Origin of the sequence: Ohtaekwangia kribbensis, assembly GCF_042676245.1 — a bacterium.
Classification (GTDB): Bacteria; Bacteroidota; Bacteroidia; order Cytophagales; family Cyclobacteriaceae; genus Ohtaekwangia; species Ohtaekwangia kribbensis.
The window spans coordinates 522,599-541,882 of sequence record NZ_JBHTKA010000001.1 but is presented as its reverse complement, the minus strand read 5'-3'; the positions used below and the strand labels follow the sequence as shown (position 1 = coordinate 541,882).

Here is a 19,284-nt window from a genome sequence, read left to right as displayed (position 1 = left end):
GCCCTGACCGCAAGTCGGGGCTTTTTGCTAATATTGCGGCCGAAATAAAAATTATTGAACGAATTATGGTAAAACATCCGTGGCACGAAGTATCGACTGGATCAAACCCTCCTGATCATGTAAACGCATTTATCGAAATTCCGAAAGGCTCTCGTGCAAAATATGAGATTGATAAAGACAGCGGTCTTATCAAACTTGATCGTGTTATCTATGCATCGATGTACTATCCGCTGAACTATGGTTTTATACCACAGACGCTTGGTGAAGATCATGATCCGCTGGATATAGTTGTATTGACGCAGGTAGCGGTTGTTCCGGGATGTCTCATTCCTTCAAAAGTTATCGGTGTTATGCAGATGATCGACCGTGGCGAGGCTGACGATAAGATCATTGCTGTTGCTGAAGATGATCCAAGCGTAAGTCACATTTCTGATGTAAAAGATTTACCGGATTACCTGCTGGCCGAGCTCAAGCACTTCTTCGAAAACTATAAATCGCTTGAGAACAAGGTTGTAAAAGTAGATGAATTCCTTTCGAAGCCTAAGGCAGAAGAAATCATCAAGGCAAGTATAGATCGTTATAACGAGCACTTTAAAAAATAATGCAGGTTGGGTTCGAGGCCAAACGACTCTTCACCAACTTTACAGGGCTGGGTAACTATTCACGTTTTATAGTCAACGCCCTGAGCGAGTTTGCTCCTGAGAATACATATATACTATATTCTCCGAAGATCAAATCGCATCCTGAAGTAGATCCTATTCTGGCGCGACCCAATACAAAAGCCATCGGTCCAACCGGTGGCTTTACTTTCTTTAAAAGCCTGTGGCGTTCATGGGGTATACGCTATAATAAAAGCGTTGCCGATCTCGCTATATTTCACGGACTAAGCCAGGAGCTTCCGGTTGGTTTACCAAAACACGTTAAGAAAATTGTTACGGTTCACGACCTGATCTATATCCGTTACCCGCAATTTTATAATCCCATCGATGTAGCCATCTACACTGCAAAAGTAAAGTCAGCATGTCGCAGGGCTGATAAGGTTATCGCCATCAGTCAGCAAACGGCTAACGACCTGATCGAATTCATCAAAGTAGATCCCGGTAAAATTGAAGTAGTATACCAGGGCTGTCACCCTATATTTAAAACAAAAGCATCAGCTGATATAAGGGCCGCTGTAAAGGCAAAGTATAACTTGCCCGACAAGTTTATTCTGAATGTAGGAACGATCGAGCAGCGTAAGAATGTAAAGCAACTCGTGGAGGCATTGGCGTTGTTGCCTGCGGATGTACAGCTTCCGGTAGTTATTGTTGGCCGCGCCACCGATTACCTGAAGGAAGTTATAGCCTGTGCACAGGAGAAGAAGGTGATGGACAAGATTACCTTTATACACAAGGCCTCGTTCCAGGACTTACCGGTGATTTATCAACTGGCTACGGTGTTTGTATACCCTTCGTTGTTTGAAGGCTTTGGTATACCGCTGATCGAAGCGATCGAGTCGGGTGTACCTGTGATCACTTCGCAGGGATCATGCTTCCGGGAAGCGGCCGGTCCGGATGCGCTTTATACCGACCCACACAATCCCCAAATGCTTGCGGATGCACTGAACCATGTTTTAACAGACGCCAGCGTTGCTGAACACGTGGTGCGATCATCGGCTGCCTATATCAAACGGTTCGAGCCGGCCGTGATAGCTTCTGATATTATGCAGGTTTACCGGAAAGCATAGCAGTGAAGCGCACGATCATCGCATGAATTATTAGATTTTGATTTCTTCCCGTATTTTGCAAGCCTATGGCGTCAGATTCATTTCACTTTTCCATCATTATTCCTACCTGGAACAACCAGCCTTACCTGGAGCTGTGTATTAATAGCATCCGGAAGAATTCGCACTTCAAAAACAAGATCATCATCTATGTAAATGAAGGTAAAGATGGAACGGCAGACTGGCTGAAAACGCAACCCGATATCGAGTTTTTACACTCCACTAAAAATGAAGGTATATGCGTAGCCATGAACTCGTGCCGGGCGCTGATCCGCACGGAGTATATGGTATACATGAACGATGATATGTATGTGTGCCCGGGCTGGGACCTCGCACTATACAACGAGATGCAACGCATCGGTCATGACAACTTTATGCTTTCTGCTACCTTGATTGAGCCGTATGCTACAACCAACCCCAGCGTGGTATCGATCGTGAAGCATTATGGTGATAGTCTTGAGACATTTAAAGAACAAGAGTTGCTTGCGACCTATAACGATATACCGAAGAAAGACTGGTCGGGTTCATCGTGGCCTCCGAGTGTAATCAGTACACGCGTGTGGGATGTAGCAGGTGGATATAGTATAGAATTTTCTCCCGGTATGTATTCTGATCCTGACTTCTCCATGAAACTGTGGAAATATGGCATACGCATCTTTAAAGGTATAGGAAGCAGCCGGGTATATCATTTTCAATCCAAGTCTACCAAGCGACTGAAGAAGAATAAAGGAGCTGATACATTCCTGGTGAAGTGGGGCATTACTGCACGCACATTCTATCGCTATTACCTGCGGATGGGAGAGGACTATGATGTTGCCGGTGAAGCCCCACAAGCTATACCTTCCATGCAACAAACGCGTGGCAAGCTGAAGCGCGCATTCAAAGTATTGTTTTCATAAAGCGTAATTTTCATTCGCATGACCTTTGCAGCGATTCTTCCTCACACCAAACTCTATGGCGGAGTAAAACGCTTTTTTGAACTGGGCAATGTATTCCTCGAACGCGGCTATATCTTTATTGTATTTACACCCGATGGTGTGGCGCCTGGGTGGTATGTCGGTAAAGTACAGACTGTAAAACTAAGCGAGCTGCCTGCATACGAACTCGAAGCTATATTTATAACCGAAACACAATTTCTGCCGGAAGTTGATAAAGCAAAGGCCAAACATAAAGTACTATACTTTGTAAGGCCTTCCGACAATCTGAAAATACTCAGGCAATACCCCTCTGTGGAATTGTTTGCTAATTCTACCAACGCTTACGAAACTGCTAAGTCGAAGTATAACATCGAAGCGTTCAAGGCGTTCGGTGGTATCAATACAAATACCTTTCAACCCAAGCCATTTGTTAAGAAAGCTCTGGGCGAGCCATTTGTCATCATGACCTACGGACGCCTGGTAGAAAAGAAGAAAGGAACACGTCTGGTTGTAAAAGCCTGCGAACGTCTCTACAAAGCAGGCTTGCCAGTAAAGTTGCTCTTGTTTGATACACCGGTAAATGAAAAGGCACAGAAAGCTATTGATGATTTCAAGACGAATGTTCCGTTTGAGTTTGTGGTGAATCATCCTGTTCATAAAAATCAGGAGTTGTTTCATCGTGCCGATATATATGTGTCCGCAGAGAAGAAGGCAGGTCATTCCAATACTACGGCTGAAGCGATGGCGTGTGGCATTCCTGTTATTGGTACGAACTCTGGCACCCGCGATTTCCTGATTGATTCGGTTACGGGTATTGTAATCTGGCGCTGGTCGTGGAGTATATCAAAAGCAATACGCCTGCTGATGCAGAACGAAGAACTTCGCCAGACGCTGGCTAAGAATGGTCGCAGAAAAATTGAAGAGTTTAGCTGGGAAGCACTGACCGATCGCATCCTGAAACACTTCGGTCACTGATACATCTATACTATATTCTTTTTGCAAGCTCTGTCTTCCTGCTGAAACGTACGGTAATTGATGTACCGTAGAAAATGGAAGAACGATGTGAGTACAGAAATTACAAATCCATAGTATCCATCCAGGATGCCTAGCTGAAGTATATATTTCTTAAAAAAGATTACCCACGGCTTGAATATACCATGCCACAGCAAGTTGTAGCGTTTGCCTTTTTTATAGCGGTTCTCGGCAGTGAGTCGCGCGTACTGCATTACTTTCTTCACGTGACTGTCAACAGTCGGGTAGGAGTAATGGTATAGATCGCCCTGAAGCTTTTCAATTTCAGGTTCACTGGCAAAGACAAGATCTTCGTGTACGGCGCCTTTCCAGTGGGTGCCCTCGCGTTTAAAGATGCGCAGTTTATACTCCGGGTACCAGCCACAGTGGCGTATCCACTGGCCACAATAATTCGTGATACGATTAACCATATAGGCATTAGCCGGATTACGCGCTTTCAGTTGCCGTATGCTCTGCTGTAAAGCAGGCGACAGTTCCTCATCTGCATCGATCGAAAGTATATAATCACCAGTCGCCTTGGCGTTGGCGAAGTTCTTGGCATCCGAGTAATCCGTCCACTCGCGTTGATGGTACGTTAACCCTTTGCCGGTAATGATCTCCAGCGTCTTATCCTTCGAGTACGAATCCAGTATAATAATTTCATCCACCACCGGCAGCAGCGAGTCAATGCACCGCCCGATGTTCTTTTCTTCGTTGAAGGTTATTATTACTGCTGATAAATTCATCGTTATCCGTTAATAAGTGAATCGTTATCCGAAAACAACCACAAGGTTACAAAATGCCAAAGTATGCCACAAATTCCCGCCTTTCTTGTGTTGGTGATGTGGAGCATTTTAAGGGTTTGATCCATTATAGGGTTGTTGTGTTTCTGTCTTATTACATTGAGAGCAAACGCTTCAACCATCATCGCAGAACGACACTGAACCACCTTAAAAACTTTATGGAAGATAGGCCGCTTCCTATCAATCGCGTGACTACGGAATGGATGAAATCATTCGAAACGCATTTATTGAACACGGTTAGTGAAAATACAGCATTAAACTATCTGACCAATATCAATGGTGCCTTAAGTCAATTGGTTCGGGAACAGATCATCCCACGTAATCCCTGGCATGCCGTTCCTAAGCATGAACGAATAAAAAAGAAAGATGTAATGCGCACGGCATGGACACTGGAGCAACTTCAACTGTTGGCTGATACACCGTGCGATATAAATCCTGAATTCAAACAAGCTTACTTCTTTGCCTGCTTTACCGGGCTTCGTTGGAGCGATGTTCATAAGCTGACGTGGTCGAGTATAATTCAAAAGAATATAGGCAATCACGATGATTGGTTTATATACTTTGAGCAACAGAAAACCGCAGCAGTGGAATACTTCCCGTTGTCTGGCTGGAACCAAGTTGTCATCATCTCGTGAGTCCTTCTCAAATCCATCTGCGATATATTGCTGTTTTCCTCCAGTATAGCTGTAAGAGGCAGCTCAGGAAATCTCTCAAGTATATGATCAGGGATCGCTACAAACACAATATGAAGATAGAATCTTTTTAAAGTAATCATACAACTATAGTATGGCTATTTGAATTTCTGAATATTCTATAGTTAGGCCTGATGTCAAGCTATCCGCGAGGCTCTATAGCTGCTTCTTGCTTGAGTGCTTATAAAGAAGCTCAGCGTTTCACCTTTGAGCACAATCTAATGATAGCAGCGCACAATCGCTGCTCGTCATTTTCTCCGCGATAAGCAGAATAAACAATTGATATAATATAATGTTAAAATCACTGTGATACGACATCAAGGTCACCGTTATACAATATTGAATTAAGTGTAATACAGCATGAAGTATAATTATACTACATTAAAGGCAAGCTATATTTCGATAATACTTCATTGATTTTCTTTATTTTTCAGATTACAAAATGATGATTATTAATCAAAAACTATAAGGTTAAACAGATTGTTGGATTATTTTGATTTATACTTTACTATTCCAACCTGAAAAGCTATATTTAATAAGCGGCTAAATTTAGAGCTGCCATTTCGTTATAGGTTATTTGATATTCTAATCCTAACGCTATTCTGCATGAGTCTCCCAAAGTCAACACCGGATTTTAGGAATTTGTTTGAGTCGGCACCCGCGCTATATTTAGTCCTATCGCCGAAGCTGGAAATTGTTTGTGTCAGTAATGCTTATTTGATGGCAACCAAAACAAGCCGGGATGAAATTGTAGGCAGAATTATTTTTGATGTATTTCCGGATAATCCTGACGACCCGACGGCAACGGGTGTAGGCAACCTGAGAGCATCATTAAACCGAGTGCTTGAAAACAAGGTGGCGGATACGATGGCTGTTCAAAAATATGATATACCTATACCGGCTTCGGAAGGTGGTGGATTTGAAGAACGCTATTGGAGTCCTATCAATACGCCTGTGTTCGGGGCATCGAACCAGATAGAATATATTATTCACAAGGTTGAGGACGTTACCGAGTTCATCAAGCTAAAGCAGAGGCGAAACGAGCAGGATCAGCTTACAGAGGAACTCAAATCGAAAGCTGATACGATGGAGACTGAGGTATTCAAGCGCGCTCAGGAAATTCAAGAGGCAAATCAAAAACTGAGAGAAGCTGAGAAGGCAAAAAGCGAATTCTTCGCAAACGTCTCGCATGAACTTCGAACACCACTATCCCTCATACTCGCACCACTTGAATCCATTCAATCCGGTAAGTATGGTGCGGTACCAGAGAAACACCAAAAATTTCTTCAGACTATACACAATAATGCAATTCGCCTTCTACAGCTAGTTAATGGTATACTTGACTTTGCTAAGTATGAAGCGGGTAAAATGAAAGTACGGCTCGAATCTACAAATGCCAAAGTTTTATTAAGAGCAGTGCTTAATGATTTTGAATCGATGCTCCGAGGAAAGAAAATTGAACTGGTATATGATATTGATAGTGTAGACAGACTCATAATGACAGATCGGTATTTGTTGGAGCGAATCATGTTCAATTTACTTTCCAACGCAGCTAAGTTTACGGAAGAAGGTGGAAATGTACGGGTAACAGCGGATTGGCAAAACGATATACTGACCGTGTCGGTACAGGATACCGGCATAGGTATACCTGAAAATGAAACTGCAAATCTCTTTAAAAAATTTAATCAGATAGAAGGTTCATCAACACGAAGGTTTGAAGGTACGGGGCTTGGACTTGCTATGGTTAAGGAATTCTCAGAGCTCCTGGGAGGATCAGTTCACGTTCAGAGTGCCACAGGGGTTGGAAGTACCTTTACATTTACCTGCGCTGCACCGGTAACGATCGATGAACCTCTTGTCCATACAGGAAACAATACCGTCTCCCTTGTTCCAAAATATAAAGTTGAAGCTACCGAAGAAAGCACAATTGCACCTAATGACAGTTCATTTCTTAAAGTATTGGTATGTGAAGACAATGAGGAACTTCGTATATATATAGTTTCGCTATTACAGGATATGTGCCACATAAAAACGGCAAATAATGGAGTGACCGGGCTTCAACTGGTTGCATCGTGGAAGCCTGATCTTGTCATCAGCGATGTAATGATGCCTGAAAAAGATGGAATATCCGTTTGCATTGAAATTAAATCTAATCCCGATACAGCTAAGATAATGGTCGTGTTACTTACTGCTTTAACCCACCGGGATGCAATGCTCAAAGGATGGGAAGCGAAAGCTGATGAATACCTATTCAAGCCATTTCACCCTGAGGAACTACGGACAAGAATTGCCTCTTTACTAACGATAATAAAAGAACGTAGAGAATCTGATTACCAACTTGAACTAAAGAATGATCAATTAACTAAAGCATATTCGGACATGGAGTCATTCAGCTATTCCGTGTCACATGACCTGCGTGCTCCGCTTCGCTCTATAAATGGTTTCGCTCACATATTAAAGGATGATCATATAGATGCTTTTAATGACAAAGGAGAGGCAGCCCTTAACGCTATTTTTCGCAATGTAAGCCGAATGAACGATCTCATTGAAGGACTATTAGCTCTTTCCAGATATGATCGGAAAGTACTTGAAAGATCAGAGGTCAACACCAACCAACTTGTACGAAGTATTATTAATGAAATCAGTCGAACGACTGAACATAAGGCTGTCATTAAAGTGCATGAATTGATGCCAGCTTCTGCAGACCGGACTTTACTGTATCAGGTATGGACTAACTTAATTTCAAATGCAATTAAATATTCTTCAAAAAAACTTTTTCCGGAGATAGAGATCGGTTGCTCGCAAGGGGACGGTGAGGTTATATACTATGTAAAAGATAATGGTTCAGGATTTAATATGGAATATGCCAATAAATTATTTGGCACCTTTCAACGTCTCCACGGTGTCTCAGAATTTGAGGGAACCGGAATAGGACTGGCTATAGTCAAACGAATTATCTCCAAGCATGGTGGGCGAGTTTGGGCAGAAGGAAAAGTAGGCGAAGGAGCTGTTTTTTATTTTTCGTTACCAGTTTGACATCAGTAGTTCAACTGTCGAAGCGACTATTCGGAAAAATATTCGCGTTGTTCGGAAACAAAACTATACCCTTCGGAAAAATTTCGATAAATAAAAGTTCAGTTCGTTTACCTTGTGAATGCAAACATTAAAACCCGTTAGCTCACTAAGATTTGGGCGTTACAGTAGGTATTACAGACTGACAATGCATGTTACATGCATTGTCAGAACTGCTTCTTTACTGAAACTATTCAACTATTTGATCAGTCCTTTACCGCGAAGGTATTTCTCAATTTTACTAACGCTATCACTTTGAAGTGCTCGTTTCGCTCCACCAATTTGCAACCCTGAGACTTTCCACTTCTTCATCCAGAATGGTAGATCTTCGCGTAATACCTTCGTTGTGTTAGGTCCTTTTTTTACTTTCTTTTTTGCCATTATAATTTTATTTAGGCAAAAATATATTCATTTAAAACCAGTATTCAATTTTCCATTCAAAAGAATCCCGTTTTTTAACACACATTGTTCGATAAATGAGTTGGAGCTATATTACAGAAACAATCTCGATACGCTAAACTTTTATCAGGTAAGTGAAACAACCGGGTTGACTGTAGTTCGAAATCTCGGAGGCAAAGAGAATCCTCAAAGTATAAAGATCAATTCAAGTTACCGGAAGGCGAGCGATCAAGCGGATTACGAAGGCGGAGATCAACAGTCTAATTTTATTACCGGAAACATTTCATATAGTTATTCACTGGTGCCATCCAATACAACACTCGCCTTATCAGGAAATATATACAAAAACGATGCTGCCGGTGTAAAAACGATTTATTGGGGGCCGACTTTGAGCGTTACAAAGGGCTTTATGGAAAAGACATTACGCGCAACACTCACGGCCTCTTATAATGAAACATCGGGTGATGTAGCGTCCAGTCCTGTGCTGAATAATCGGTTGAACTTTATCTATACTCCTAAGGGAAGTGAAGGAAGTGCTTCTAAACATAACTTTTCATTTGGGGCTAATTTTCTGCGGAGATTAAAGGGGACTGAACAACAATCCGTGTATTCGGAGTTAACGGGGATGTTTAATTATACATACTCATTTTAATAGACTAGAAGTCACGCAAAGAGCGTATTACAACTCCGCTCTAAACAACGTAGTCCAATCTTTTTGCTTTGATAATACAATGGGCATCTCACTTTTTTTAACACTGTATATTCCTATTCACCGTATTGGATACTGAAAGTAAGGTATATAATACGAGCCTTGTTGTATCTACATAAAAATATACCGTATTCTATTGTGAACTTGTTCAATGCTTCTCTATGTAGCTTTTACTACCATTGTGCTATATCGTATTCAAAATTTAAAACCAAAACGTTAAGAGTAAAATGAAAAAATGTAGACTAAATTCGAAATTGCAAAGGGAAAATGAGCAATCAATCCACAGTGTTGCTACCGTTTTATGTATTATGATAGCCGTATGGTTAATGGTTACAGGCTGTGCGAATCTTGAAAGTGACCTTACAGTGGAACCTTCTGAGGCAAGTACAGAGACCTCGATCGAATCAACTCAAGGGAACAAACCTGCCACTGAAAAATGTGTATCGATAGGGCAGGAAATCACAGATCGGCTCAAAGCTTACAACGCGGCTTTTGTTGCAGAAGATGTGGACCTGCTATATAATGACTTTTGGCCGCTAGATCACCACACGTTTGTTCCCAATTGGGATAAAGATCGGGAGGAGATGCGTGCACAGATGACTTGGTTTTACGAAAGAGGAAATTTATATTCTTATAACCTAAAATCATTAGACCGATATGTGTATAAAGATGTGGTCTATGATTTTGGAGCTGGTAATAGTACTGGTGAAATGAATGGCACGCTGTTTACAAGTTATGATTACTATTTTATACGATGGACAAAGGAGAATGACGGAGTATGGCGCGTTGACAAGAACGTTGGGGGCCCGAGAGGAAACTCTTCTGAAGTTATACCGACAACGAATGAAGGTCCGGTGGTTTGTTTCAATAAGAATCAGTCGGACCAACCTGCAGTCAATAGCGAAATTACGGACAGGTTTAATGCATATATAAATGCGCTTACTACAGGAAATATAAACCAAGCTTATGAATTCTGGTCGCAAGACATCCACTTCTATGGCACAGGACTCAATGCAGATCGCGAAGGGTTGTACGAGCACTATCGTCAATTTTTTGAAACGGGACAGATATTATCGTCAAAGCCGACATTGTTTTACAGGTTTGTCCATGGTAATGTGGCCTACGACATTGGACAATCGGATGATACGATTGTAACGGACGATGTGCAGTCTACAAAAAAGACCAATTATGTTATACGTTGGGAGAAGGGGCATGGCGGAGTATGGCGCATTACCCGGATCATGGAGGTGTTCCGCCGATAGTTTGACCGTGTGGCAATCCATTCGCAGAGAATAAAAAATTAAAGCGTATGGGGGGAATGCCTTTTCAGTGCAGTGATTATGTTCTGAGAAGGCATTTTAACAGCGAGTAATAACTACTCAAAAATGTTTTGTTACTCTCCTTGGGTATAATCTTATGTAATCTTTTATATGGGAATCAAAGTATATTATCTACTTTCAGAATTTATCAAGGAGGCCTATGATTAACATTAACGTGACATTGTCAATTCAATGAACTTCGATACTCAAGCGGAGATATACCCACGTATTGCTTGAATACCCGCGTAAAGTGTTGAGGATACTTAAAACCCAATTCGTAAGCAATTTCGCTCACAGATTTGTTGGTGTCATATATTCTTTGCTTGGCTACGTCAATCAGTTTAAGTTGAATATACTCGTGGGCTGATTTTCCAGTTTCTTTTTTTATCAAGTCTCCGAAATAGTTTACTGAAAGATTAAGTTCATTTGCACAATATGCAACCGAAGGAAGGCCTACTGTCTGCGGTTTCTCTGAAGAAAAGAAATTATTGAGTAAGGCTTCAAACCTCTCCACAATTCCTCGGTGTATAGTTTCACCACGTGTTATAAATTGCCGGTCATAAAATCGCACGCAGTAATTGAGAAATAATTCGATGTTAGATGCGATCAATTTTTTACTATGCTTATCTACGGAATACTCCAATTCAAATTTGATTTTGGAAAAACAATCGAGGATAATTTGCCGCTCGCGCTCCGATAAATGTAGCGCCTCATTCGCTGCATAGGAAAAAAATGAGTAGTCACTGATGTGGCGACCAAGCACAGTGCCAAGTAAAAAGTCTGAGTGAAATACTAATGCCAAACCTTGTGGCTGATAATACTCCTCACCTGTAGATCCAATTACCTGACCTGGCGCTAGAAAAACAAGTGTTCCCTCATCATAATCATAATTACTACAACCATATCGGAGATCTCCACATTTAATCTCTTTTAGAAATATAGTATAAAAACCATAACTCATGCGCCTCAGTCTTCTGGGATCGGCCTTCGAAAGATCAACCACACTAACCAGTGGATGAAGTGTTATATTTTTATTGAAGGCGTTGTATTGATTGATGGTGTCAAACTTTAGTATTTCTTCCATATTTCTCTTTGTTATTATCCCAAAATGAAGGTGTTCTAAGATTCCTCCCCCAAATAGACCTGTGAATCAGTGAATTTGGTAGATAAATCTGTAATCTGTATAAGTGCTAGGCTATAAAATAAAAACACTTTTGTAGCATAAATAGATTCGGATAAATACAATTTGATTTGAAACATAGAGAGTTTAGTGAAAACGGGTTGGGACTTGGTCTAACTAATATGAAGTAGCAATCAAGTTGATAAAAAAAGGTGCATGACTTCGATGTCAATCTTTTCAAACAGGAGGAGCTTGGCAGAAGAAAAAATGATTAAGAGAATCAACCTGATCATATAGATATATACTACATATAAGAATATACTAACCAAAAACAGAAGAAGATGCAGACAGTTAAATTGAATAACGGAATTGAAATGCCGTTGTTGGGCTTTGGTGTATTTCAGGTCCCTGATCCGAAAGAATGCGAGCAAAGTGTATATGAAGCAATACAGTGCGGCTATCGCTTGATCGATACAGCGGCAGCCTATTTTAATGAAGAAGCGGTAGGTAAAGCAATCAAAAAAAGCAGCATTAAAAGAGAAGATTTGTTCATTACAACAAAACTCTGGATTCAGGACGCAGGATATGAAAAAACAAAAAAGGCTTTCGATAATTCGCTAAAAAAACTTAAGCTTGATTACCTCGATTTGTATTTGATTCATCAGCCCTATAGTGATGTTCATGGGGCATGGAGAGCCATGGAAGAGCTATATCGTGAGGGCAGAATAAGAGCCATTGGTGTAAGTAATTTTCATCCCGACAGAGTGATGGATCTGATCTCTTTTAATGAGATTGTTCCGGCAGTGAATCAAATTGAGACGCATCCATTTCATCAGCAGATTGAAATGCAAAAATTTCTTAAGGAGAATGGTGTGCAGCACGAGTCCTGGGCGCCTTTCGCGGAAGGTAAGAATGACCTTTTTAAGAGCGAGTTGCTCGCATCTATAGGTGAAAAATATAGTAAGTCCATTGCACAAATAGTGCTTCGCTGGCTGACACAGCGTGGTATCATTGTTATTCCTAAATCTGTTCGCAAAGAACGGATGGAAGAGAACTTAGACATTTTTGATTTCCTGTTGAACAGCGAAGATATGCAGACTATTCAAACCCTTGATCAGAATACAAGTGCATTCATGGACCACCGTGACCCGAATGTCGTAAAATGGCTCGCCAGCAGGAAACTTGATTTATAGTCTATCGCATATTGCTTATGATATTGACGAATGGAAGAACTATAAAGTTGAATCTTCCTATAGCTTTTGCATACCGTGTCCGACAAGAAGACATTGAGTTAATAGTCATCAATCGATTTACCTGCAAAACTAGGGTGCCTGCTAATTATGCAGGCATCAGCTTTACTCAATGCTGAAGCTCAAATTAGTTACTCATTCTTTAAATGTTTGAATCGCTAAAGCAAAACATCGCCAAACATATATCGATTTCGGATAACGAGATAGAAGACTTTTGCCGTTTGTTTGAAATAAAATTGATAAGAAGAAAAGAGCGTCTTTTAGAGGCAGGACATGTGTGTACTTTTGAGGGATTTGTTGATCAGGGGCTTTTCAGAGTCTATCATATAGATGCCAATGGCTTTGAACAGATTCTTTACTTTGCTGCCGCTGACTGGTGGATTACTGATATTGACAGTTTTACAAACGAAAAGCCATCCAATTTATATATTGAAGCACTTGAAGATAGTAAGGTATATATTATTAAGAAGGAGAAAAAAGAATACGCCTATGAACATTTTCCAAAGATTGAAAGACTTTTCAGGATAATGACTCAGAAGACACACGTTGCTTTGCAACAAAGAGTAATTAATATATTAGGTAAAACTGCTGACGAACGTTATCTGGATTTTCTTCAAAAATACTCTCATCATCAGCACCTGTCCAACAGTATGATTGCTGCCTACTTGGGCATCAGTCGCGAATTTGTAAGTAAAATAAGAAGGAAGCTTTCCCAGAAAAAATAATCCAGATTGCATTTAGTGAACTTGTTCACTACCTTCTCATACCTGAGGATTATAGCTTTGTGGTATTGTTTAATATAGTAGAAGTGAGTCACATTATTTCAATCGTCTTATCAAATTAAAATTTCTAATCTCTATGAATGATGCAGGAGAAATTAGCAAAGAATGTATTTCACGCATTGGAAATAGTTTGGCGCAAAGTGTCGGTAGATTGTTGTCATTCGAACAGTTTGTTGACAGCCAGCAAGAGTGAGATGATATAATATGTGGTAAAATGGTTTTTTAAACTTAGAGACAAACAGCAATGAATAAACAATCCGCAATAACTAGACTACATACACAGGAGTATGGAACACTGGGTTTCGATCCGTCCGTTCCGTGCATTATTGCAACTCATTTTGGATTTGCGACAGATGATGAATTTAAAGATCTTCTCAATCTCGGATTAGATTACGCAGTTGAAAAGAAAAAAGAATATTCAAAAATTGGCTGGCTCGCTGACACTTTGCAAATGGATGGAAATAGCACAGCAGAGTGGGCTGCTTCTCACTGGAACCCAAGACTTCTTGACGAAGGTATATATCATTTATCGTTCGTCTTACCGAACGAGGTATTTGCAAACATGCAAATCAGTGACTACGTTACCCTCAGCCCAAAAATAGAAACAGCATCATTTGAAAATATCGAAACAGCTAAAGGGTGGCTTCGTGAATCTCTGTTGCAAGTTTAACTCCTATTTTCGTAAATACTGGATATGAAAGAAATTCTTTATGCCACTCGAGGTGTATCCACTATCGAGTATGAACCCCGAGTCCCGTGCTTAATAGATACAATCACAGAGTTTTTATATAGTGACGAATTCAGAGAACATTTGAACAATGGACTAAAGTTACTGATAGAGAAACAAAGGATACATGGAGCAATTGGATGGCTTGCGAATACAAAATATCTTGGCGCGATTCCAGAAGATGATACGAAGTGGGTCATTGAAGATTGGATGGTGCGTGCTGCTCAGGCGGGCATTCGATACGTTGCCACGGTTTTGCCTGATGATGAAGTTGTGAGAGTGGGAAATGATTTTTTTGATGGAGATTTCGTGGTTCCTAATACAAATGGACTAATTCTTAAACATTTTCATAACTTGGAATCTGCTTGCGAATGGCTCCAAGGGTCACTGATTAAAAGCTGATTTTGAGATTCAACTATTTGATCAGTCCTTTGCCGCGAAGGTATTTTTTTAATTTTACTACACTATCATTTTGAAGTGGCACGTTTTGTTCCTCCAATATTAAGATCAGTCTAAATCGTTTACTCTAGGTCATTTAATGAATAACAATTGAACGCATTTGCCTTGCTATCTATACACTCTTGCCTTGTATGATGCTATTTTTTTACGACAACACCATATCTCAAACAAAGAATTTTCTGACATTCCGTTTCTTACATTCCAATAGGTATAAATACTTTAAATCCATTCTAAATGCTGATCTAGTAGAGGTTCGGCCTCCTACAAGTCATATTGTAAAAATGTATTGCTACAAGTTTCTTTGTTTTAAAAAATCAAGAACAACGTTAGCATCTATTCTCTTTACAGTGTAAACATCTTTATGGTACAAATTAATACATTTACACTGTAAATATATTATACAGTGTAAATGTATATCTTCACAGCGTCAGACATTCAGTTAAGGGCTAGCCTTGACCCGTTGGGAGAAATTCTAAAGTAATTTTCTTTGCTTGTATTCATTTTTTTTCTTTATCGATATCACCCTAAACCTATATATATGACGGTTGGTAATGTATATAATATATTACAACATGCCACTATTTATACTATATAGTATTAAGCAATTGCGGTAGCACCCCTGATTTATACGGTTGGTGATGTTTATATCACTTTTGCAAACAAAACAAATGTTGAAGATTGCATCTTTGACGCCAGGAGTGCTAGCCTCCTATGTGTTGGTAGTTCTATACCAACATCGAATAATATAATATATTTCTAAGTTCAATTAAACGTTAAAAGCGATGAAAAAATGTAAACAAAATTTGAATCAGGACAACAAAACACAGTATAATATTTGCGTTGCCAAATGCGTCAGTATCGTAATAATGGCTTTTTGGTTAACGATCACGAGCTGTTCAAATTTGGAAAGTGACTTGAGTCTCGAACGTACAGATATAAGTACTGAGACTAACTCAAGTTCATCCACTATAGATGATAAACAGGTTAGTGCAAAATGTGTTTCAATCGGGCAGGAAATTACTGATAGGAACGTCACATATTCAACAGCTTTTATCACTAAAGATCTAGACCTGTTATACAATGACTATTGGACAACAGACCATCATGAGTTTACCCCGAATTTTGATAAGGATCGTGACGGGATGCATCAACAAATGACTTGGTACTATGGAATTGGAGGAACTGTGGATTCATATGACTTGCAATCATTAGAAAAGCATGTATATAACAATGTGGTTTATGACTTTGGCGCCTATGATAATGTTAACCACGTGAATGGAACTCCGTATATTATTAACGGCTATTATTTCATGCGCTGGATAAAAGGACATGACGGATTGTGGCGCGTTGATAAGTCAGTTGGGGGATCACGAGGTAGTACATCTAAAGTTACTCCAACAACTGACGAGGGGCCTGTGATTTGTCACAACAGGCATCTGCCCGACAATCACCAAGTGGGTGATGATGCTATTAGCCAAAAAATTACAGACCGCTTCGAAGCCTATAGAGAAGCACTTATATCAGGTAATCTAGCCACCGCCTCGCACTTTTGGACAACAGACGTTCATCTTTATGGAGAGGGACTTGATGTGAATCGCGAAGGTCTATATGAATACTACCGCGTTTTTTTTGAATCCGGAAGTATAGTCTCGTCTACCATAAAATTGCATGCTCGGTTCGTGCATGACAATGTGGCTTTTGATATTGGACAGTCAGAAAATACAGTGGAGATTAACGGTGTGCAATCTGTAAAGAAAACTAACTATGTTGTTCGTTGGGTGAAGGGACATGACGGAGTTTGGCGTATTAACCGTATTATGGACTTACCTCGCAATTGAATCCTATAGTTATGAAGTAAATATTTCCTATAGAAAATAAGCTCACTTTTGAACCTTATTATCGAGCCCATCCGCAAAAAAGTAGAAGTAAATCTGCTCTTGCCGATGGGCTTTTATATTCAGTCTACGTTTGACTAAGCATCCTATGTGTACTTTGTCTTTGAAGCCTTAAATGGTCTTTGCACTAAATATTCTATACAGTAATCTTGAAATGCATACCACTTGTTATGACATCAATTAAAGGAATGTTCTCATAGATTTAAGAATTTAATTTAAAAAAAAAACACCGTTTCGATGACTGGGCACAAGTATATCCCGGTGTTGTTATATAGTTCCTGCTAATTGTTTCAGAATCCCACAATCATCCTTCTTGTAAAAATATACCATGACATATAGTACATTTTTACCATCACAGATTGATTTCAGTGCGCTACAGCTGCGCTTCATTGTATTTTAGAATGAAAAACATAGCAGAGTTTTCTGCTTCTTGCATGTATAAGTGTTGAATGAACATGTATTGCTCGAAAATAATTTGCGCATGGAATGGACATCCTGTCCATAATAAGAATGATGCTCTAATTGAAACGAACAAAAAAGAGAAATGTAAACTATATGCACTATATATGGTGTGTGAAAGCAAGTAGACTTGCGTTAAGATATATATCTGTCCACTTTCAAATGTATATACCGGTTACGGTTGAGCCACCCGTAATAGTCTAACTTTTTGATTTCAGGATTTTAAATGCTGAGTAGACTGGAGGAGGGCACTATTTCGAGCCTTTTCTTACCAGATTTACTTAAAATTGGCTTTTGGAGTATGGCCTACTCAAAATAATAATCTCTTCATCCACAAAATTCCTCTTTACAAATCGAATAGCAATTCGATTATGTAGGTAAAATCGTGTATATACATGCAAAAAATAAGGGGTTTGTTTTTAGGTACACGATATAGGAATACTATGACTTCTCATTTCGATAGCTACTAAAGAAATCCAGGAAATGAAATTCTTGCTAATCTATTTACCGAAAATCTGTTTTCTATGATTAGCCCCCCAATCTCTTAACGCAAGTATTACTTTCTCCAAAGTTTCAGCGTACGGTGTTAAACTATACTCTATAACGACAGGCGTTTCGTCATACACAGTACGATTAATAAGCCGGTGTTCCTCCAGGTCTTTTAATTCTTTCGCAAGGACTTTGGGAGTTATTTTCGGGGTGTTTCGTTCTATCTCTTTGAACCTCTTGTAGCCGGCCGCAATAGAAATCAATATCAATAACTTCCATTTTCCACTTATTACATCCAAAGCATCACGAACGGGGATGACGCACTCTTGATGATCTATTTTCCTCATAGTTCTAGTGTTTAATGCTTTCCAAAAGGATACCACTTTCCTTTTGGAAACTAGTATACTTTGGAAAGCAAATATAGCTAATTTTGCCAAGTCGAATTAGAAATTCGAAGGTGTATTGATTATTAAAGTAAGCATATATAAATGAAATTTCATGTAGTTATTGGAGCAAGCGCTGTTGGTGTAGCCACGGCTGAATTGTTAGCAGAACGCGGAGAGCAGGTAATTCTTGTAACACGAAGTGGCTCGGGACCAAATCATCCTCGAATTAAAAGAGTGGCAGCAGACGCCACCAATGCTGATGTATTAAGTAAAATTGCCGAAGGCAGTTCTACAATATATAACTGTGCAAGTCCGCCCTACAATACATGGCCGAAAGATTGGCCGCCCCTGGCATCTGCACTCTTGATCGCGGCAGAACGAACTCATGCTGTTCTGGCTACTTATAGCAATCTGTATGGCTACGGTCCTGTAAAAGGTTTGATGTCGGAAGATACACCTCTTGCAGCAACGGATCCGAAGCTTCGTGTTCGAGCCGATATGTGGCGTAATGCTTTGACTCTTCACAACGCAGGTCGAATACGAATGACAGAGATACGCTCCAGTGATCACTTGCAACCAAACTCTATGTTTTCATTGGCATTGTGTAAACCACTTTTGGAGGGTAAGACTGTTATGTCGCCAATACCCCTTGATGTTCCGCGTAGCTGGACTTCGGTGAACGATGCTGCTAAGCTATTAGTAACGGTGGCCGAAGATTCTCGTGCCTGGGGCAAAGCCTGGCATGTTCCAACCAGTAAACCAATGACTGCGCGCGAACTCATTCTTCGTTTCGCTGAAGTGAATGGACTAGAGCGTCCTAAGTTAATAGTAATTCCATACTTTATACTCTGGATTGCCGGACTGTTTGTATCAATGATACGTGAGTTGCGGGCAACACGCTATCAGTTCGATTCTCCGTTTCTAATTGATTCCAATGCAGCAACAGCAACATTTGGTCTCAAGCCAGAACCAATCGATGAAGCACTTCATGACACCGCTCGCCTCCTTAAAGCGAAATCCTAAACTTCATATC

At 40.1% G+C, this 19,284-nt stretch carries 18 protein-coding genes; 14 read left to right on the top strand and 4 right to left on the bottom strand.

Annotation, left to right across the window (positions count from 1 at the left end; all coding sequences use genetic code 11):
• The first annotated feature begins 65 nt into the window (after window positions 1–65).
• From ACFQ21_RS02255 to ACFQ21_RS02240, 4 genes are all read left to right on the top strand, one after another.
• Window positions 66–602 carry an inorganic diphosphatase gene (locus ACFQ21_RS02255; protein ID WP_377574230.1) on the top strand — a complete coding sequence of 179 codons (537 nt, stop codon included), beginning with the start codon at window positions 66–68 and terminating at the stop codon, window positions 600–602.
• A complete protein-coding gene (locus tag ACFQ21_RS02250) occupies window positions 602–1,726 on the top strand; it encodes a glycosyltransferase family 4 protein (RefSeq protein ID WP_377574228.1) in 1,125 nt (374 codons plus the stop codon). Before ACFQ21_RS02255 ends, ACFQ21_RS02250 begins: the two co-directional genes overlap by 1 nt.
• 65 nt (window positions 1,727–1,791) lie before the next feature.
• Window positions 1,792–2,661: a glycosyltransferase family 2 protein gene (locus ACFQ21_RS02245; protein ID WP_377574225.1), complete on the top strand. Its 870-nt coding sequence runs from the start codon at window positions 1,792–1,794 to the stop codon at window positions 2,659–2,661.
• Between the two features lie 18 nt (window positions 2,662–2,679).
• Complete coding sequence (locus tag ACFQ21_RS02240; RefSeq protein WP_377574222.1) at window positions 2,680–3,654, top strand: glycosyltransferase family 4 protein; 975 nt, start codon at window positions 2,680–2,682, stop codon at window positions 3,652–3,654.
• 5 nt (window positions 3,655–3,659) lie between these two features.
• Here the strand turns inward: ACFQ21_RS02240 and ACFQ21_RS02235 are convergent, their stop codons facing one another.
• A complete protein-coding gene (locus ACFQ21_RS02235; RefSeq protein ID WP_377574219.1) occupies window positions 3,660–4,436 on the bottom strand; it encodes a glycosyltransferase family 2 protein in 777 nt (258 codons plus the stop codon).
• Between the two features lie 53 nt (window positions 4,437–4,489).
• Here ACFQ21_RS02235 and ACFQ21_RS02230 point away from each other — a divergent pair, with 53 nt between their 5' ends.
• Both ACFQ21_RS02230 and ACFQ21_RS02225 read left to right on the top strand, forming a co-directional pair.
• Window positions 4,490–5,128: a tyrosine-type recombinase/integrase gene (locus ACFQ21_RS02230; RefSeq protein ID WP_377574216.1), complete on the top strand. Its 639-nt coding sequence runs from the start codon at window positions 4,490–4,492 to the stop codon at window positions 5,126–5,128.
• 663 nt (window positions 5,129–5,791) lie between these two features.
• Complete coding sequence (locus ACFQ21_RS02225) at window positions 5,792–8,221, top strand: ATP-binding protein (RefSeq protein ID WP_377574213.1); 2,430 nt, start codon at window positions 5,792–5,794, stop codon at window positions 8,219–8,221.
• Between the two features lie 234 nt (window positions 8,222–8,455).
• Here the strand turns inward: ACFQ21_RS02225 and ACFQ21_RS02220 are convergent, their stop codons facing one another.
• Entirely contained in the window at window positions 8,456–8,638 is a 183-nt protein-coding gene (locus ACFQ21_RS02220) for a hypothetical protein (RefSeq protein ID WP_377574210.1), read from the bottom strand.
• Between the two features lie 100 nt (window positions 8,639–8,738).
• Between ACFQ21_RS02220 and ACFQ21_RS02215 the strand changes: the two genes are divergently transcribed.
• Both ACFQ21_RS02215 and ACFQ21_RS02210 read left to right on the top strand, forming a co-directional pair.
• A complete protein-coding gene (locus ACFQ21_RS02215; RefSeq protein WP_377574208.1) occupies window positions 8,739–9,308 on the top strand; it encodes a hypothetical protein in 570 nt (189 codons plus the stop codon).
• A gap of 365 nt (window positions 9,309–9,673) precedes the next feature.
• Window positions 9,674–10,627: a YybH family protein gene (locus tag ACFQ21_RS02210; RefSeq protein ID WP_377574206.1), complete on the top strand. Its 954-nt coding sequence runs from the start codon at window positions 9,674–9,676 to the stop codon at window positions 10,625–10,627.
• A 241-nt stretch (window positions 10,628–10,868) separates the two neighbouring features.
• Here ACFQ21_RS02210 and ACFQ21_RS02205 read toward each other — a convergent pair whose 3' ends face one another.
• The gene (locus tag ACFQ21_RS02205; protein WP_377574204.1) at window positions 10,869–11,768 is read right to left on the bottom strand and encodes a helix-turn-helix domain-containing protein; all 900 of its coding nucleotides are present in this window, start codon (window positions 11,766–11,768) and stop codon (window positions 10,869–10,871) included.
• Window positions 11,769–12,145: 377 nt separating this feature from the next.
• On the opposite strand from ACFQ21_RS02205, the gene ACFQ21_RS02200 reads away from it, so the two are divergent.
• The 5 genes from ACFQ21_RS02200 to ACFQ21_RS02180 all read left to right on the top strand — a co-directional run bounded on the left by ACFQ21_RS02200 (window position 12,146) and on the right by ACFQ21_RS02180 (window position 16,860).
• Entirely contained in the window at window positions 12,146–12,997 is an 852-nt protein-coding gene (locus ACFQ21_RS02200) for an aldo/keto reductase (protein ID WP_377574201.1), read from the top strand.
• A 203-nt stretch (window positions 12,998–13,200) separates the two neighbouring features.
• The gene (locus tag ACFQ21_RS02195) at window positions 13,201–13,779 is read left to right on the top strand and encodes a Crp/Fnr family transcriptional regulator (protein ID WP_377574198.1); all 579 of its coding nucleotides are present in this window, start codon (window positions 13,201–13,203) and stop codon (window positions 13,777–13,779) included.
• A gap of 301 nt (window positions 13,780–14,080) precedes the next feature.
• Window positions 14,081–14,506, top strand: a complete 426-nt coding sequence (locus tag ACFQ21_RS02190) for a hypothetical protein (protein ID WP_377574196.1) — start codon at window positions 14,081–14,083, stop codon at window positions 14,504–14,506.
• 24 nt (window positions 14,507–14,530) lie between these two features.
• Window positions 14,531–14,965, top strand: a complete 435-nt coding sequence (locus ACFQ21_RS02185) for a hypothetical protein (RefSeq protein ID WP_377574193.1) — start codon at window positions 14,531–14,533, stop codon at window positions 14,963–14,965.
• 839 nt (window positions 14,966–15,804) lie between these two features.
• Window positions 15,805–16,860, top strand: a complete 1,056-nt coding sequence (locus ACFQ21_RS02180; protein WP_377574191.1) for a YybH family protein — start codon at window positions 15,805–15,807, stop codon at window positions 16,858–16,860.
• A 1,016-nt stretch (window positions 16,861–17,876) separates the two neighbouring features.
• On the opposite strand, the gene ACFQ21_RS02175 is transcribed toward ACFQ21_RS02180, so the two are convergent.
• Entirely contained in the window at window positions 17,877–18,212 is a 336-nt protein-coding gene (locus tag ACFQ21_RS02175) for a winged helix-turn-helix transcriptional regulator (protein WP_377574187.1), read from the bottom strand.
• 141 nt (window positions 18,213–18,353) lie between these two features.
• Between ACFQ21_RS02175 and ACFQ21_RS02170 the strand changes: the two genes are divergently transcribed.
• Complete coding sequence (locus ACFQ21_RS02170) at window positions 18,354–19,274, top strand: NAD-dependent epimerase/dehydratase family protein (protein WP_377574184.1); 921 nt, start codon at window positions 18,354–18,356, stop codon at window positions 19,272–19,274.
• Window positions 19,275–19,284: the final 10 nt, after the last annotated feature.

Bases quoted from the DNA above. Each gene is read 5' to 3' on its own strand.
- ACFQ21_RS02210 (WP_377574206.1), top strand. From the start codon at position 9,674: ATGATAGCCGTATGGTTAATGGTTACAGGCTGTGCGAATCTTGAAAGT.
- ACFQ21_RS02205 (WP_377574204.1), bottom strand. From the start codon at position 11,768: ATGGAAGAAATACTAAAGTTTGACACCATCAATCAATACAACGCCTTC.
- ACFQ21_RS02220 (WP_377574210.1), bottom strand. From the start codon at position 8,638: ATGGCAAAAAAGAAAGTAAAAAAAGGACCTAACACAACGAAGGTATTA.
- ACFQ21_RS02240 (WP_377574222.1), top strand. From the start codon at position 2,680: ATGACCTTTGCAGCGATTCTTCCTCACACCAAACTCTATGGCGGAGTA.
- ACFQ21_RS02245 (WP_377574225.1), top strand. From the start codon at position 1,792: ATGGCGTCAGATTCATTTCACTTTTCCATCATTATTCCTACCTGGAAC.
- ACFQ21_RS02190 (WP_377574196.1), top strand. From the start codon at position 14,081: ATGAATAAACAATCCGCAATAACTAGACTACATACACAGGAGTATGGA.
- ACFQ21_RS02195 (WP_377574198.1), top strand. From the start codon at position 13,201: ATGTTTGAATCGCTAAAGCAAAACATCGCCAAACATATATCGATTTCG.
- ACFQ21_RS02175 (WP_377574187.1), bottom strand. From the start codon at position 18,212: ATGAGGAAAATAGATCATCAAGAGTGCGTCATCCCCGTTCGTGATGCT.
- ACFQ21_RS02255 (WP_377574230.1), top strand. From the start codon at position 66: ATGGTAAAACATCCGTGGCACGAAGTATCGACTGGATCAAACCCTCCT.
- ACFQ21_RS02230 (WP_377574216.1), top strand. From the start codon at position 4,490: ATGCCAAAGTATGCCACAAATTCCCGCCTTTCTTGTGTTGGTGATGTG.
- ACFQ21_RS02185 (WP_377574193.1), top strand. From the start codon at position 14,531: ATGAAAGAAATTCTTTATGCCACTCGAGGTGTATCCACTATCGAGTAT.
- ACFQ21_RS02250 (WP_377574228.1), top strand. From the start codon at position 602: ATGCAGGTTGGGTTCGAGGCCAAACGACTCTTCACCAACTTTACAGGG.
- ACFQ21_RS02235 (WP_377574219.1), bottom strand. From the start codon at position 4,436: ATGAATTTATCAGCAGTAATAATAACCTTCAACGAAGAAAAGAACATC.
- ACFQ21_RS02170 (WP_377574184.1), top strand. From the start codon at position 18,354: ATGAAATTTCATGTAGTTATTGGAGCAAGCGCTGTTGGTGTAGCCACG.
- ACFQ21_RS02200 (WP_377574201.1), top strand. From the start codon at position 12,146: ATGCAGACAGTTAAATTGAATAACGGAATTGAAATGCCGTTGTTGGGC.
- ACFQ21_RS02225 (WP_377574213.1), top strand. From the start codon at position 5,792: ATGAGTCTCCCAAAGTCAACACCGGATTTTAGGAATTTGTTTGAGTCG.
- ACFQ21_RS02180 (WP_377574191.1), top strand. From the start codon at position 15,805: ATGAAAAAATGTAAACAAAATTTGAATCAGGACAACAAAACACAGTAT.